A 14,526-nucleotide genomic window follows, 5' to 3' on the forward strand; every position below is an offset into this window, starting at 1 on the left:
TTTTTTTGCCTCTAAGAATAGAGATTTTCGGCCTTGATGTAATCAAAGACATTCGCTGGCAAGAAGTACTTGGCGGAGCGGCCCGATTTAAGGCGTTCGCGGATTTCCGTGGAGCTGATCTCCAGTTGCCGGCCTTTGCCGTTGAGGATGCGGGTGTGGGAAGGGAGGTCGGGGTCGGCTTGGCTGCTGGATCCGGGGCGCTGGAAGGCGATGAAGCTGACGAGCTTGGCCAGGGTGTCGATGTCTCGCCAGTGGTGGAGCTGGGCGATTTGGTCGGCTCCGAGGATCCAGAACAGCTCGGCGCTTTTGTGCTCTTCGCTTAGGATCTTGGCAGTGCGGACGGAATAGCTGGTGGACTCGAATCGGTAGTCTACGTCGGAGCAGGCGAAGCGGGCTTCGCCTTCGGTGGCGATTTCGACCATCTTCATCCGTTGCTGGGGCGTCGTTTCGGGGGCGTTGCTCTTTAGGGGAGCTTGGAAGGCCGGCACGAAGAGGACGCGGTCCAGCTCGAATTGCTCGCAGGCGTCCAGCGCTATGATGAGGTGTCCGTTGTGGATGGGGTCGAAGCTGCCGCCGATGATGCCTATTCTTTCGCTCACAGGGTGAAGCTCTTCTCTAAATAGAGAGGGTGTCAATAGCCTCTCGAGCCTGCGGGTTCCAAGCTCCTCTCCGACTCGAGCTCGGCGAGGTGGCTTCTCAGGGCGAGCAAGGCTCGCTTTTCGCGCTGGAAAATCTGCTGGCGCGAGATGCCGGCCCGTTGCGCGATTTGGGCGAGGGATTGGCAATGGGGGGAGTCGCCCAGCCCAAAGCGGCTATCTACGACTTCCCGCTGTTTCGCGGTGAGCTTGGAGAGCGCCTGTCGCAGCTGGTCGCCTTCGTCCGAGCGCATGGCGACTTGCTGAGGGCAACTTTCGGGTTCCGAAGCGAGGTTAGGGTCGAGCTCGCCAGCGGAAGGGATGGGGGAATCGAGCTGCAAGGTTCCTTCTCGAATCGCTTTTTCGAGGATAGGATTCGCCCCCGGCTGTCCACGGAAGCTTTGCGATATTAGGTTGAGGGGGGCTTTGACCGGGAGGCGTTGCTCCATGGCGAAGTTGCGGACGCGCCTCTTGATCCACTGGCAAGCGTAGGCCGCGAAATTCTCGCTCGGTTCGATGCGGTCGATGGCTTCCAGTAGCGCGAGGCGGGCCTCCTGGCAGGCGTCCTCCGCGAGCGAAGGAGCGCTGCAGTGGGCGCGGGCTCCTTCGCTCGCGAGGTTCTGGAACTGGCAAAACAGTTGGCTTTGCGATTCCTTGTATTGCTCGTAACGGGCGCAGATCCGGATCAGCACTGCCTGTTGCAGGGCTTGCCATTCCGGATTGCTGGGTCTGCCGAAGTCGCTGCGGCCTTGGTAACGCGTGGCTCCCCAGAGTCGGGCGAGCCGCTTCGCTTCCGCGTGGCTGGGGGTGGGGAGCTCTCGCTGTAAGGCGTGGCGCAGGAGCGCCTGCTTCTGTTCGAGGGGCAAGGACCGCAAGGCGCTGCGCTGGCTGATGCCCTGGCGTTGTCCTTTGAAGCCCAGCTCTTGGGAGATGCAGGCCAAGCTCTCTTCCCAGAGCGGGTGGGCGAGCATCCAGTCGAGACCGGCTCGAAAGCGGGCGACCTGATGGGCCGCGGAGCTCGGCGACTGGGCTGGGGCTAGACTCTCGGTTCGCTTGGGCATTTCGGGTTCGATGGCGACAGGCGCAAGTTTCGCGCTCGAGGCAGCTTTTAGCAAGAAAGCAGTTTTCGAGCAGCTCGGGCGGAAATTGCCCAAGCGCAGGCTTGTTTTCTAGGAGCAAGTCTGCTGCATTCCCGACTTCCAACCATGCCCTGGTGGCGGAATCGGTAGACGCAGCGGACTTAAAATCCGCTGTCCGCAAGGACGTGTGGGTTCGAGTCCCACCCTGGGCACCAATTGGGGGAAAGAGCGAAAGGTGAATTGCGCGAAGACCTTTCCGGACGAGGACCCCTGCGAGCTGTCGGCTATGCGGACGGCGGTGGGAGCGAGGGGGCTGCTGGAGGCGTTGGAGCGGTGGTTTGGAGAGCTTTGCTGGTATAAAATGTATTAAATATACTTTTGTATGTATTTTGGGAGCTTTTCCGCTTGTTGTCTGATCCGGGCTTTGCAGGATGGTGCCTGATCATGCTGCTTGAGGTACGAGACCTGAACATTCGTTTCAACAGCCGCCACTCGAAAGTCGATGCGGTTCGAGGGATCTCGTTTTCTTTGGAGCGGGGCAAGACCTTAGCGATCGTGGGCGAGAGCGGCAGTGGCAAGAGTGTCACTTCGATGTCTTTGTCGCGGCTTTTGCCGCCGGCTCCCAAGTGCGTGGTGGAGGGGCAGGCGCTGTTGGACGGGGTTAACTTGCTGGAGTTGCCGGAGCGCCAGCTGCGCAAGGTCCGCGGGAAGCGGATCGCCTACGTCTTCCAGGAGCCGTCGACTTCGTTGAATCCATATTTCACGGTAGGAGCCCAGATCGCGGAGGCCCTCAAGTTTCACCGGGCGGATGTGGATGATTTTAGATCGGAAAGCGTTCGTCTTTTGGAGAAGGTTGGCATCCGGGATGCTGGTTCTCGCTTCAATGACTATCCCCATCAAATGAGCGGCGGCATGAAGCAGCGCGTTGTGATTGCCATGGCTCTGGCTTGCCAACCGGACATCTTGGTGGCGGACGAGCCGACGACGGCGTTGGACGTGACGATCGAGGCGCAGATAATGGATTTACTGCGGGAGCTGCGTGACAAGGAGGGCATGGCGATCATTTTGATCACCCACAACTTTGGGATTGTGGACGGCTTTGCGGACGAGGTCGCTGTTATGTACCGCGGAAAGATCGTGGAGCAAGGAGAGACTGCGGAAGTGCTCGCGTCGCCGAAACATGAATACACGAAGGCTTTGATCCGTTGCATTCCGCGTCTGGGGGTTAAGCAGGATCGTTTGCCGGTGGTCGATTATGCGGCGGTTGCTGAGGAGGAGGCATCGCATGCCTGATGTTTCCATTGTTCCTCCGTTGTTGAAGGTAACGGATTTGAGCGTTAGCTATCAAACCTCGAAGGCTGGCTTATTTGGCAAGGGGGGCTCGTTTCGGGCGGTCCAGGGCGCTAGCTTCAGTGTCCAGCGAGGCCAGACGGTGGGACTGGTCGGGGAGAGCGGTAGCGGCAAGAGCACGATCGGTAAGGCTATACTGAAGCTGATTCCAACGGAGTCGGGGAAAATTGAATACGACGGTGTGGACATAACGGATCTTTCGGAGCGAGCGTTCTTGCCGTTTCGCAAGCGGATCCAGACCATATTCCAAGACCCGTACGCGTCCTTGAATCCGAGGTTGGCGGTGGGAGCGATTGTCGCGGAGCCGCTGATCGTGCACGAGCCTGAGCTGAATCGTTCGCAGCGTGAGGAGCGTGTGGCGGAGTTGCTTGAGAAGGTCGGGCTGCCGGCGGATGCGATGCGGCGTTACCCGCATCAATTCAGCGGAGGGCAGCGCCAGCGAATTTGCATCGCTCGCGCTCTGAGCAGTCGCCCGGAGTTCATCATTTGCGACGAGTGCGTGAGCGCTCTGGACGTGAGCGTGCAGGCGCAAATCGTGAACCTTTTGCAGGACCTGCAGGATGAGTTTTCGATCACGTACCTTTTTATCGCTCACGACCTTGCGGTGGTTGAGCATATGAGCCATCATGTGCTGGTGATGCAGAACGGTAGCATCGTCGAACAGGGAGATGCTGAATCGATCTACTCAAATCCACAATCTGAATACACAAGTAAACTCTTGGCCGCAGTACCTAAGATGCCAAGCGTTGCCCGATAAGTTTGTTGTCAAAACGAAACTGCCAGCCGTCTAAAATGTGCTGGCTAACCCGAAAGAGAAACCAAAATGGATACGCAAAGTACCGACCTAGTAACACAAATCGGATTCGATCCGAACACCTGCGAGAATGTCTTCGACGCCAAGAATCAAGTGGAATACTTGAACTTGAAGTTGCGCTCTCGCGGGTTGCCCATCTTCGGCAATGCCGAGGATTTTCCCCTCTTGAAGCTCGGAGACTCTCTCTTGAAGAGCGTCGAGGAGAAGAATCGCTTGCTCAAGGACTACCTCTGTCCGGCGGACCAGCGCGTGCAGGATTATTTGGAATCTCTTTTCGAGCCTTTGGGACTGGAGCATCGTGTATGGCTGCCTTCCAATAATCTCGTTTTGGAACGCCATGGCATGGCGCGTGCCTTGTCGATCCCGCCGGATTCGGACAAGTTCGAGTCCGACATTATTAGCAGCTTCCGTGTAAAGCAGGGCGTTTGCCATAATCCTCGTAGTGACCGTCGCACTACAAAGGGAGTTTTCCACGTGACTGAAGGCGGCTTGCCGGTACCTTTCGATAAGAAGCAGGTGCCTCTGAAGACTTTCGCGAAGCTTCTCGAAGTGGCACTGCAGCCGCCGGAGGGCTTGTTGGAGTTGCCGTTTACGGCGAACCAGGAGGAGAAGGCTCGCACTTTCGTCTCCATCATGCTGCGTCCGATCGTTCAGCCGGAAGTTCCCGGCGTGACGGAGGAGAAGCGCATGGAAGTTCGTTTCTTTGCCCCGGGCAATATGACGAGCAACCTCGATTTCGTAGAGTCGATCTTTGGCAACGCTGGGGATCCGTTCCTGTCCGAAAACGACGCTGGCCTGGACGTGAAGCATTGGTCGGGACACACTGGTTGTGTGATTTTGGCTCCGCATTTGATCCGCTGCAAGAAGAAGGATCTCGGGTTGCCTCACGTCTCGGAAGCGACGGAGCGCCAGAAGCGCGACGGGATGTGCTACGAGTCGGAAGACGAACTCTACAACGATGGCGGCGCCTTCAAGATCACTTCGCGCGACAGTCGCGGAGTGGTGGTGACTTTGATCGCCGACAACTACTTCGGCTATTGCAAGAAGGAGGTTAAGACGCAGATCTCCTATGCGTCGAATCTGCTAGGCAACGTGGAGGAAGAGCATGCGGGTGGCGCCTTGGCGTTCGCCAGTTACGATCTCGGCGAGGAGTTTCAGCTCCAGAAGTCGAAGAACTACGAGGAGCATACTTTCGATGAAGTGGTTGCTCGCTTGGGCGACCGTATCGATGTGAAGCCCGAGGGCTACGCCGTCGATAAAAAGTATCCAAGTATTTACTACATTCCGCAACGAGCGGTGTTTCGTCTGCAAGACCAGCGGATCAGCTGGGAAGTGAACGGGGAAACGCGTCAATTGCAGCTGCAGCCGGACTGTACTTACATCTTGCCCGGAGGTTATAAGGTGCAGATGAAGCAGCCGATGGCAGGGCGTCGTTGGCGCTTGCTCGGCACTAGCGCGGTGGGAACCTACTGCCATAAGCCTTGTACGGTATCGGGCGGCGGAAAGTCGGAAATTTCGAAGCTCCTTACGGATGCTATCGTAGCGGGACCGGTCTTCACCGCGGATCTGAAAAAGGATTTCGACCAAGTCGAAGCAATCGTAAGCAAGGACTACAGCACGCGTTTCAAGAGCCCTGACAAAACGGATGATCGTCCGCTGCTGAGCATGAAGCGTTCGCTAGGGTCTGTGATTCAGCTCCTGTCGCCATCGTCTGTATTCACAGATGAATACAATGAATGGTTGAAGGGGATTCCGGGCTACGTCATCGACATCGTGCTGGTGGTAAAGCGTTTCTATAAGGAAGACTGGGGGGCTGGTTGGCGTGACCGTTTCAGTGTCGATATCGTTAACGGCGCTCCTGGAAACGAGCTTAAGTACCGCGACCAGAAGCTGATTTCGCAGTACCTTCGTGTCGGTTTCGAGGAGGACGGTTCTTGGCGCGTGTTCAGTTTGCGCAAGGACTTCTACCCAGCTTCGAAAATTCAAACGGAAGACGATATCTCTTCTTCGGTGGTGGTTCCAGCCAAGCATTTGAAGGGGCTCGACAAGGGAGCGGTCGGTTATTCCTCGCTCAAGTTCATCGTGAACTGCGAGTATCGCCTCTTCCAGCGTCCGGACGAAGCGATCCATCGCGGTTACGACAAAACGACGGAACGGGATTTTGCTCGCGAAAACATGTTCTTTTCGAACTATGAGCCGCTTGATCGCGCGACAACGCGCGAGCTTGCGAAGGACGCGATTCGCTTCGGTCAATTCACCGAGCCAATGCAGAAGGTCTTGTCCGACTTCAACAAGGGCACAGAGCCGGACTATGCGATCGACTCCTCCCATCCGCGTTTGGTGGACGGCGTGTTCACGAAGAATCCCCGCTACTTGCAGAATCGTCTCGATCTGGAGGACGAGCAGAGCGTTTACGTAGCGGAGGTGGGGGCGCGCTTGTACCGTCGTCTTGAAAAAGAGGATACGGTGCACTTCCCGGTAAACTGCGTGTTGCCCGGGCGTCGCAACAACCCTCCCGCGGATGGCATCCGCGCTTTGGCTCCATTCGGTCCGGTTCACTTCCAGGAGCTTCCGGAAGCGTTCATGGATTTCGTGGCGAGTCTCACGGGCAAGTCCCCATCGACTACGGGCGCAGGCTCGGAAGGGGCGCTGACGAAGGGGCCGTTCAATGCGCTGCTGCCGATCGTCGATCTGAACAATGCTTTGGTGTCCTTCATCGTAACGGGGTACGAGTGCTTCATCTCGTCGGCGGGTTGCGTGGGACCGAACTTCCGCGTCGACCACGACATCAGCTTGCTCGTGCCTGAGCTCTGGAGTCGCATGCGTCCGGAAGAGCGCAAGTCCAGGTACTTGATCAAGAAGGGATTTTTGGAAGCGTGCGAGGATTTCGAATACGAAGGAGAGAAGGTCGAGGCCAGTCGTTTGGGATATCGCATTACTAGCGATTTCGTCCAATCGATTGGCGGTCGCGTGTTCTCCAACCCGCGCTCTGTCTTTCCGGAATTCGTGCTCAAGCCAGAGTTGCAGTCGATGGACGCCTATGTGGACGGCATCAAGAACATCGTGGAAACGCAGCGCAGCGTAGCTCTCAACTACTTCGCGGATGGATCTATCGATGATGCTTGTCCTCCGCTCAAGGCGCTCTTGCACGTGATGGCGTATGGCGAGTTCGAGGGCATGAGCTACCAGGACGAGGCCTTCCGCAAGTTGTTCACGTACGAAGCGATGATCGAGAGCGACTGGTACAAGGCGCGCCTCGATACGAAGCAGAAGGTGGACATCGCGCTTTGGGAACGTCACGCGGCCTACCTGAAGGACTACCTCGCCTCGGATCGCAACACCGGCATGGCCGAGCGGATCAAGGCGGAAAAGATCCAGTCAGCGATCGCCCGACGTTTGGAAACCTTCCGTTCTCCGGAGTACCGGAAAAACCTGGAAGGTTGCATTGGCGCGGATCCAAGCTTGCACGGTTAGGGCACCGGCTGCTGAGAATTAGCTTATTTGGAACGAACGCCAGCTTTTCGAAGCTGGCGTTTTTTCGGGGGCTGCGGCGGCTTGTATCCTAAATATGGATCGTGGCTTCGCTGTAGAGTTGGGCTTGGCCGCTAATCAAGACGCGGTCGCCGGCCAATTGGCAGCGGAGCTCGCCGCCTCGGGGACTGATTTGGCGGGCCCGCAGGGTGGTCTTTCCTAGTCGCTTGGCCCAGTAGGGCGTCAGGATGCAGTGGGCGGAGCCGGTGACCGGGTCTTCGTTTATCCCGTCTGCGGGCGCGAAGAAGCGGGAGATGAAGTCGTGTTGTTCTCCCGGGGCGGATACGATGACGTTTGAGCCTTTGGTTTTCGAGAGCAGGGCGAAATCGGGCTCGAGGGCGGCCACGATCTCTTGGGATGGGAAGAGGGCGAGGGAGAAGGCCGATTGGTGGAACTCGATGGGATGGGCGCCGAAGGCGTTTAGGAACCAGTTGGGAGTGGGAGCCGCTTGGGGAGGTTGCGAGGGGAAGTCGAGGGTATAGGAATTTCCGTCGCAGTCGACCGCAAGCGGGCCGCTTTTCGATTCGAAGGTGATGCGAAGAGAGTTCTCGCCGAAGCGTTCGCGTAGGGCGAAGGCGCTGGCGAGGGTTGCGTGTCCGCAGAGGGGGACTTCGACGGCGGGGGTGAACCAGCGAATCTTGTAGGCGCCGGGCCCGGTTTTTAGAAGGAAGGCAGTTTCGGCGATATTGTTTTGAGCGGCGATGGCTTGGAGGGTGGCGTCCTCGAGCCAGTCGTCGAGCAGGGTGACGGCAGCGGGGTTGCCGGAGAAGGGTTGGGAGGCGAAGGCGTTTACGGTGATGAGCGGCAGTTTCATGTTGGAGCGGATTGCGTCTTACAGCGAAGGAGGCGCCTGACCGGAGGTCAAGAAGGTTGCGTTGGGGGCTTAAACTGCTTGGATGGAGGCAATGGTTAAGAGACTTGTTGTCCTGTTGTTGCTCGTATCTGGAATCGTTTTGGTGGGATGCGGCCCCAAGTCGCAATCCGGCGGAGAGGCTCCGAAGGTTTTCATTTTCGCTCGCGGAAGCGACGCTCAGAAGCTGGATCCGGCGGATATCGACGATGGCGAGTCGGTGAACACCTTGACGCAAATTTGCGAGGGCTTGGTTCGCTTCAAAAGCGGGACCTTGGAAATCGAACCGTGGTTAGCGGAATCGTATTCAGTATCTCCTGACGGATTGGTTTATCGTTTCAATATCCGAGAGGGAGTACGCTTTCACGATGGGACGCCGCTCGACGCGGAAGCGGCCGCTTATTCTTTCCAACGGCAGATGGACGAAGCGCATCCGGCTCACCTGCCAGAGGCGGCCTTTTCTTACTGGAGCTACCTGTACCAGGACGTGGTCGCGGTGGAGGCGGTCGAACCGATGGTGCTGGAGATTCGGCTTTCGCAGGCGAACGCAGCCATGCTCCGCTCGCTCGCTATTTTCCCGGCTTGGTTGATCAGTCCGAAATCCTTGGAGCGGTATGGAAGCGAGATGCAGCGGAACCCGATCGGCACGGGACCTTATCGCTTGTTGGAGTGGCGCCGTAACGAGGCGATTATCTTGGAGCGAAATCCCGACTATTGGGCGGAAGAGCCGGCCTTCGAGCGATTGGTGCTCAAGGTGGTGCCGGACAATACGACTCGCTTGCTGCAGCTGAAGTCGGGAGCGATCCATGGCATGGACGGGCTTCAGCCGACCGAGGTGGCGGCATTGAAGGAGGACCCGTCCCTAACGGTGTACGAAGATGCGGGACTGAACGTGGGCTATATGGCCTTGAACCTTGATCGCGAGCGCTTGAGCCACTTGGACTTGCGGCGGGCGATCGCTCTGGGAATCGACAAGGAGGCTTTCGCTACGGTGGCCTTGGAGGGGGCGGGACGTCCGGCGAGCTATCCTTTGCCCAAAGGGTTTCTTGGGTATCCAGATATTGAGGACGCAAAGGTTTACGATTTGGAGGCGGCGCGTCGCTTAGCGGCGCCTTTTAAGCGTTCGTTCGAGGAAAAGCCTTTGGAGATTTTGGTGATGAATGCTCCGCGTCCGTACCTGCCCGATCCGGTCACGGCAGCGACTTTCGTGAAGTCGCAGATCGAGGCTATCGGGATTCCGGCCAAGGTAGTGGCGTTGGACTTCAAGACGCAGCTCGACCGGCTGCGCAACGGGGACTTCGAAACGGCCTTGATCGGCTGGGTGGGGGACAATGGCGATACGGACAATTTCCTGAGCGTCTTTTTCGGGAGCTGGGCTGCGGAAAAGGGGACGGCGACCAACTATAGCTTTTATCGCAATCCGGAGATGGATGAGTTGCTTTTGTCGGCCCGCAGGGCCATCGAGCCGGAGGAGCGGGCTCGACTGTACGAGAAGGCTTTGGCCCTTTGGAAGCGGGACGTGCCGTTGGTGCCGCTCTGCCACGGCGACAATATCGTGGTGCTGAGTTCTCAATTCGAGGGCTTCAGGTTGCAGAAGATCGGCGACCTGCGCCTGAGCGAAGTGCGCCCGAGAGCGAAGTAGCCGGCGGAGCGTTTTCGGAATCGTGTAAGGCGGGGGAGGGGGTAGTAGTTTCAGGCGTGTCGGTGGCTTTGCTCAGAAAAATTCCTTTCTTCCTGGCTCTCTACTTTTTTGCGAGCTTGGCGATCTTTGCGGCGATCGATGCGATTCCAGGAGATCCCGTCGCTCTGCGCTTTGGCAAGATGGTGGATGCGGAGCGGGTGGCGCTGGAGCGTGAGCGGCTCGGTCTGGATCGCACTTTCGTCGAGCGCTTCCTGTTGTCTCAAAAGCGTTTCGTTTCGGGGGATTGGGGAAAGAGCTTGAGTAGTGCCCGAGCCACTACGGAGGATTTTCGGGCGTTTATGCCGGCGACCTTGGAATTGAGCCTATGCGCGATGGCCATTGGGGTATTGGTGGGATTGAGCGTGGCGTTGACGGGAGCGTTGGGGACGCATCCTTGGGTGGCTCGCTTGGCGAACGCTATTGGTGCGATCGGCTTGGTCGTACCCATTTTTTGGATCGGGATTTTGCTTTTGGTGGTCGGTTCGCTGTGGTTGGGTTGGTTTCCGATGGGCGGACGGTTCGATATGGCAGCGATCCAGCCGGATCGGGTGACGGGGTTCCTTTTTCTGGATACGTTGTTGGCGGGCGACTTGACGGCATTCGGGGTGGGCGTTCGGTATATCGCCTTGCCGGCCTTGTGCTTGTCGGTCTTTCCGGCGGCGAGCGTGGCCTCGGTGACTTGGGCTCGCTTGCAGGAGCCGGAGCTGCAGGCCTTTATCGTGGCCTTGCGTTCGCGGGGATTCGGAACGGCACGAATCTTGTGGAAGCATTTGCTACGGGTTTCGGCGGGACCGACGATCACGGTGATCGGCACTTCGTTTGGGGCGCTTTTGGGCGGCGCGTTTTTGACCGAGACGGTTTTTTCCTGGCCGGGGATCGGGCGTTATCTGGTGACCGCGATTTTGGAGCGTGATGTTTTCGTGGCTCAGAACCTTCTGACCTTCTTGGTGCTTTTGGTGGTCATGGTTGCCTTCGTGTCGGACTTGGTGGTGCTGCGTCTCGATCCGAGGAAGGGGGGCGACGCATGAGGGAGGGGCGCTGGATCAACGGAGTGGTGCTAGGAGCTCTGGCGGCGCTTTTGCTGGGCACGCTTTGGACGCCTTACGATCCTTACGAGCAGGCGTTTTTCGATTTGCGGATCAGCGGCTCGAGCGGGGCGCATTGGTTGGGGGTGGATCGTCTGGGGCAAGACTACTTGAGCCGGATTTGGCGAGGGGCCGGGAACTCGATCCTGTTCGCTTTTCTGGGCAGCGCGGCGGCCTTGCTGGTTTCGGCTTTGCTGCTTGGCTTGGAGCGGCTGGGCGGAGCGGCGGTGGGGAAGTCGGTGCGGGGCTTGGTTTCGTTTGGCATCGCGATGCCGGCGATCTTCGTGGGGCTGTTGGTGGTGACCTTTATGGAGCGAGGCGCGGCGGCCTTGACCATTGCGATCGGGGTGGCGGGGGTGCCGTTCGGATTTCGGCAGTTGCGAGTGCTGTGGAGCGAGCTCAATGCCACGGCCTACGTGGAAGCGAGCCGGGCGGTGGGCGGCTCGGTTTGGCATCGGTTTTGGTTTACGATTTGGCCGAATTTGTGGCCGCAGCTGTTGGGGCTGTGGAAGCTGGTTTTCGCTTTCGCTTTGCTGGAGCTTAGCGCCTTGACGTTTCTGGGGCTTGCGGGGGATCCGAACTGGGCGGAGCTGGGGACTTTGTTGAGGGAGGGGCAGAAGTTGCTGCTGAACAGTCCGGCTTTCGTGATTTGGCCGGGAGTGGCTCTGTGTTCGGTGCTAGGGATGGTGCAGCTGTTGCGGTAGCGGTTGCTGGGCATTCGCGTTAGGGAAGACGAAAAAGCCCATCCGTTTCGGGATGGGCTGGTGAAAGTTTGAGGGTCGAAGCGAAGTCTTAGCGTCCGCCGCCGGTGTAGTAGTTGAGGCGTTGGAGCAGGGCGTTGGCTTCGGGGGGGAGCTCGAACCAGTCGCTGAGCACGATCTCGGGCATGTTGTAGTCGGTGTTGTAGAAGGACTGGGTGGCTCGGTTGTCGGGGGAGACCCAGCCGGCCTTCACGGCGACGCCTGCGAAGAGGCCCTTTTTGTTGGAGTAGACGAGGATCTTGGCGTTCTTGTAGTCGATGCTGGAGCGCGATTCGCGGGAGCTGGCGAGCGGTCCGGCCACGGCAGCGGCATCGGCCCCGAAATCGAAGCGTCCGGTGTAGGCCTTGCGCACGGTGTCGAGGTCCATGATGACGTAGACGGCGTCGAATTCCTTGACGCCGAGCTGGAGTCCGATGTTGGCGCCGCCGGTGCGAACGAAGGCGGGGACGCCCCATTCTTGGGTGATGGGGTTCTTGGCGATGAGGATGCCGTTGCCGGCGTGGCCGCCGATCATGAATCCGCCGCGGTAGTTGAGGGTGAAGATGATGCCTTGGGCGTCTTGCAGGATGTCGGCGGGGATGGCGGTGGCAGGGTCTGCCATGATTTCCTCGAGCACGTATTCGCCGGAGACGATGCGGTCGACGAGTTTTTCGCGCTTGGGGGCGGCGTTGGTGGAGGCCGCGAAAAGGACGAAGCCTAGGCAGGCAAGTGCGATCCGATTGATTTGCTTCATAACTATATGTAGGATTGGCGCTTGGGTAAGAGGTTCCTTTTGCAGCGCGTTGCCGTTGATTGGAAGCGATTATTTGAGGGGGCTCTCGGATTTTGCAACAGAAGATATGGAGGAGGCTTGCTGGGCGGAGTCGCTCGGCTCGAGGCAGCTTGCGGGGGGATTTGGCGACTAAAGGATTGTTTTGAGGCGTGGGTATGGTTTCTTAGCGCCCTGCATGTCACGAAGTGATAGATCTTTTTATCGCGTATCCCGTCGCTGGATCGCGGATCTGATGGAACGGCTAGCCTTGAGCCAAAGGAGCCGTTTCAACGTTTTGGCTATCTTGATCGGCGTTTTGAGCGGGCTGAGCGCGGTGGCCTTCCACCAGTCCATCCATTGGGCGGAGGACAATTGGATCTATCGGGTGAGCCAGATCCCCGGGTGGTTGGGAGTGCTGGCCTTGATTTTCCTCCCGGCTTTGGGCGGGCTGGTGGTCGGCTTTCTGATCAAGCACTGGGCGCCGGAAGCGGCGGGGAGCGGCATCCCTCAGGTGAAGGCTGCCTATTTCCTGAAGTTTGGACGGATCCGCTTCCGGGCGGCGTTGGGCAAGTTTTTGTTGGGGACGGCATCGATCGGCACGGGAGCGAGCCTCGGGCGGGAGGGGCCGACGGTTCACTTGTCGGCGGCCATCGCCTCTTGGGTGGGGCGTTGGTTCGGACTGGCTCCGCGTCAGATCATGGCCTTGATCCCCTTGGGGTGCGCGGGCGGCATCGCGGCGGCTTTCAACACGCCTCTGGCGGCGATCGTTTTCGCGATCGAGGAGATTATGGGGGACATGAAGCACAAGGCCTTCGCGGGGATCGTGATGGTGGCGGTGATCGCGGCGGTGATCGAGCGCTCTTTGCTCGGCACGGACGCGATGTTCCAAGTGCCGTTCCACCCGGATCACATGTCGGGCATGAGCTTGGCGATGAGCGTGGTGCTTGGCGTCTTGGCGGGGTTCGTTTCCCACGTTTTCGTGGAATGCCTGTTGCGGGCTCGCGAGCGAGTGAAGCTGGTGCGCGGGCGCTTCAGCTGGATGATGCCGGGTTTGGGCGGATTGCTTACGGGCTGCGTCGGGGCTTTGGTGTATAAGAATCTTGGGCACATGGGCGTGTTCGGGATCGGTTACTTGGATCTTTCTTCGGCCTTGGCGGGCAGCTTGGGCTTAGGCGTGCTGTTGGCTTTGTTCGTGGGGAAGTTTTTGGCTACGATCTTTTCGTACTCCAGCGGCGGTTCGGGGGGGATTTTCGCCCCGACGCTTTTTATCGGCGCCATGTTGGGCGGAGCGGTGGGAGTGTTGGCCGAAATGGCTACGCACGAGGCGGGTTTGTTGCCGCACGTCTTGGCTTTGGTGGGAATGGGTGCTCTCTTTGCGGGAGTGATTCGCGCTCCGGTGACTTCCATCCTTATCATCTTCGAGCTGACCCGGGACTATAACCTGATCCTGCCGATCATGCTCGCGAACCTGATCTCCTACGCGATTGCGACCAAGTTGCGGGAAGTGCCGATCTACGAGGCATTGTTGCTTCAGGACGGAATCAATCTGCGCAAGTTTCCGATTTTGCGTCCGAGTCAAGGTTGGCAAAACATGCCTGTGGGATCCATCATGACGAACACAGTTCACACCTTGCGGGCGGACATGTCGCTGGAGGATGCGTGGGCGAAGATTAAGGGAGAAGGCTTTAAAGTGTATCCAGTTGTTGACGACGAGATGCACTACGTCGGTTTGGTTCACCGCAAGGGAGTTAAGATTGTTAGCGCCGAGTCTCCGAAGAAGCAGGTGCAGGACATCTTCATTTCGAAGTCCTTCCCTAAGGTGTATCCAGATACTAAGATACGCGAGGCGGCTAAGCAGTTTGTGAATACGGAGTGGATTGCTCTACCGGTGATCAGCCGCTTGGACCAGGGACGCGTGGTCGGAGTGGTGACCTTGCACGATATTACGCGGCAGCAGTTCTTGCAGGAAACGAAGGGCGACTAACAAAG

General features: G+C 58.4%; 11 protein-coding genes and 1 tRNA gene. 8 read left to right on the plus strand and 4 right to left on the minus strand.

The features are described from left to right. Positions 1 to 11: 11 nt before the first annotated feature. The gene (gene nadD, locus QEH57_RS13885) at positions 12 to 599 is read right to left on the minus strand and encodes a nicotinate-nucleotide adenylyltransferase (protein WP_309007351.1); all 588 of its coding nucleotides are present in this window, start codon (positions 597 to 599) and stop codon (positions 12 to 14) included. 32 nt (positions 600 to 631) lie between these two features. Beyond that, a complete protein-coding gene (locus tag QEH57_RS13890) occupies positions 632 to 1,696 on the minus strand; it encodes a sigma-70 family RNA polymerase sigma factor (RefSeq protein WP_309007352.1) in 1,065 nt (354 codons plus the stop codon). A gap of 146 nt (positions 1,697 to 1,842) precedes the next feature. On the opposite strand from QEH57_RS13890, the gene QEH57_RS13895 reads away from it, so the two are divergent. The 4 genes from QEH57_RS13895 to QEH57_RS13910 all read left to right on the plus strand — a co-directional run bounded on the left by QEH57_RS13895 (position 1,843) and on the right by QEH57_RS13910 (position 7,352). Then, positions 1,843 to 1,929: transfer RNA gene (locus QEH57_RS13895), tRNA-Leu, on the plus strand. 229 nt (positions 1,930 to 2,158) lie between these two features. After that, positions 2,159 to 3,007 (plus strand): ABC transporter ATP-binding protein, encoded by an 849-nt coding sequence (locus QEH57_RS13900; RefSeq protein ID WP_309007353.1) that lies wholly within the window; start codon positions 2,159 to 2,161, stop codon positions 3,005 to 3,007. Further along, a complete protein-coding gene (locus QEH57_RS13905; RefSeq protein WP_309007354.1) occupies positions 3,000 to 3,821 on the plus strand; it encodes an ATP-binding cassette domain-containing protein in 822 nt (273 codons plus the stop codon). Before QEH57_RS13900 ends, QEH57_RS13905 begins: the two co-directional genes overlap by 8 nt. Before the next feature lie 66 nt (positions 3,822 to 3,887). After that, the gene (locus tag QEH57_RS13910) at positions 3,888 to 7,352 is read left to right on the plus strand and encodes a hypothetical protein (protein WP_309007355.1); all 3,465 of its coding nucleotides are present in this window, start codon (positions 3,888 to 3,890) and stop codon (positions 7,350 to 7,352) included. 88 nt (positions 7,353 to 7,440) lie between these two features. On the opposite strand, the gene QEH57_RS13915 is transcribed toward QEH57_RS13910, so the two are convergent. Further along, the gene (locus QEH57_RS13915) at positions 7,441 to 8,223 is read right to left on the minus strand and encodes a PhzF family phenazine biosynthesis protein (RefSeq protein ID WP_309007356.1); all 783 of its coding nucleotides are present in this window, start codon (positions 8,221 to 8,223) and stop codon (positions 7,441 to 7,443) included. Between the two features lie 91 nt (positions 8,224 to 8,314). On the opposite strand from QEH57_RS13915, the gene QEH57_RS13920 reads away from it, so the two are divergent. From QEH57_RS13920 to QEH57_RS13930, 3 genes are all read left to right on the plus strand, one after another. Continuing rightward, positions 8,315 to 9,901 (plus strand): ABC transporter substrate-binding protein, encoded by a 1,587-nt coding sequence (locus QEH57_RS13920; protein WP_309007357.1) that lies wholly within the window; start codon positions 8,315 to 8,317, stop codon positions 9,899 to 9,901. Positions 9,902 to 9,969: 68 nt separating this feature from the next. Continuing rightward, on the plus strand, positions 9,970 to 10,968 hold the full coding sequence (locus QEH57_RS13925; protein ID WP_309007358.1) for an ABC transporter permease: 999 nt from the start codon (positions 9,970 to 9,972) through the stop codon (positions 10,966 to 10,968). Further along, positions 10,965 to 11,729, plus strand: a complete 765-nt coding sequence (locus QEH57_RS13930; RefSeq protein WP_309007359.1) for an ABC transporter permease subunit — start codon at positions 10,965 to 10,967, stop codon at positions 11,727 to 11,729. The genes QEH57_RS13925 and QEH57_RS13930 overlap by 4 nt, the downstream gene beginning before the upstream one ends. 88 nt (positions 11,730 to 11,817) lie before the next feature. Here the strand turns inward: QEH57_RS13930 and QEH57_RS13935 are convergent, their stop codons facing one another. Further along, a complete protein-coding gene (locus tag QEH57_RS13935; protein ID WP_309007360.1) occupies positions 11,818 to 12,519 on the minus strand; it encodes a lipid-binding SYLF domain-containing protein in 702 nt (233 codons plus the stop codon). Between the two features lie 286 nt (positions 12,520 to 12,805). On the opposite strand from QEH57_RS13935, the gene QEH57_RS13940 reads away from it, so the two are divergent. After that, positions 12,806 to 14,521, plus strand: a complete 1,716-nt coding sequence (locus QEH57_RS13940) for a chloride channel protein (protein WP_309007361.1) — start codon at positions 12,806 to 12,808, stop codon at positions 14,519 to 14,521. Positions 14,522 to 14,526: the final 5 nt, after the last annotated feature.

The sequence above is a fragment of the Pelagicoccus sp. SDUM812005 genome (assembly GCF_031127875.1).
GTDB lineage: Bacteria > Verrucomicrobiota > Verrucomicrobiia > Opitutales > Opitutaceae > Pelagicoccus.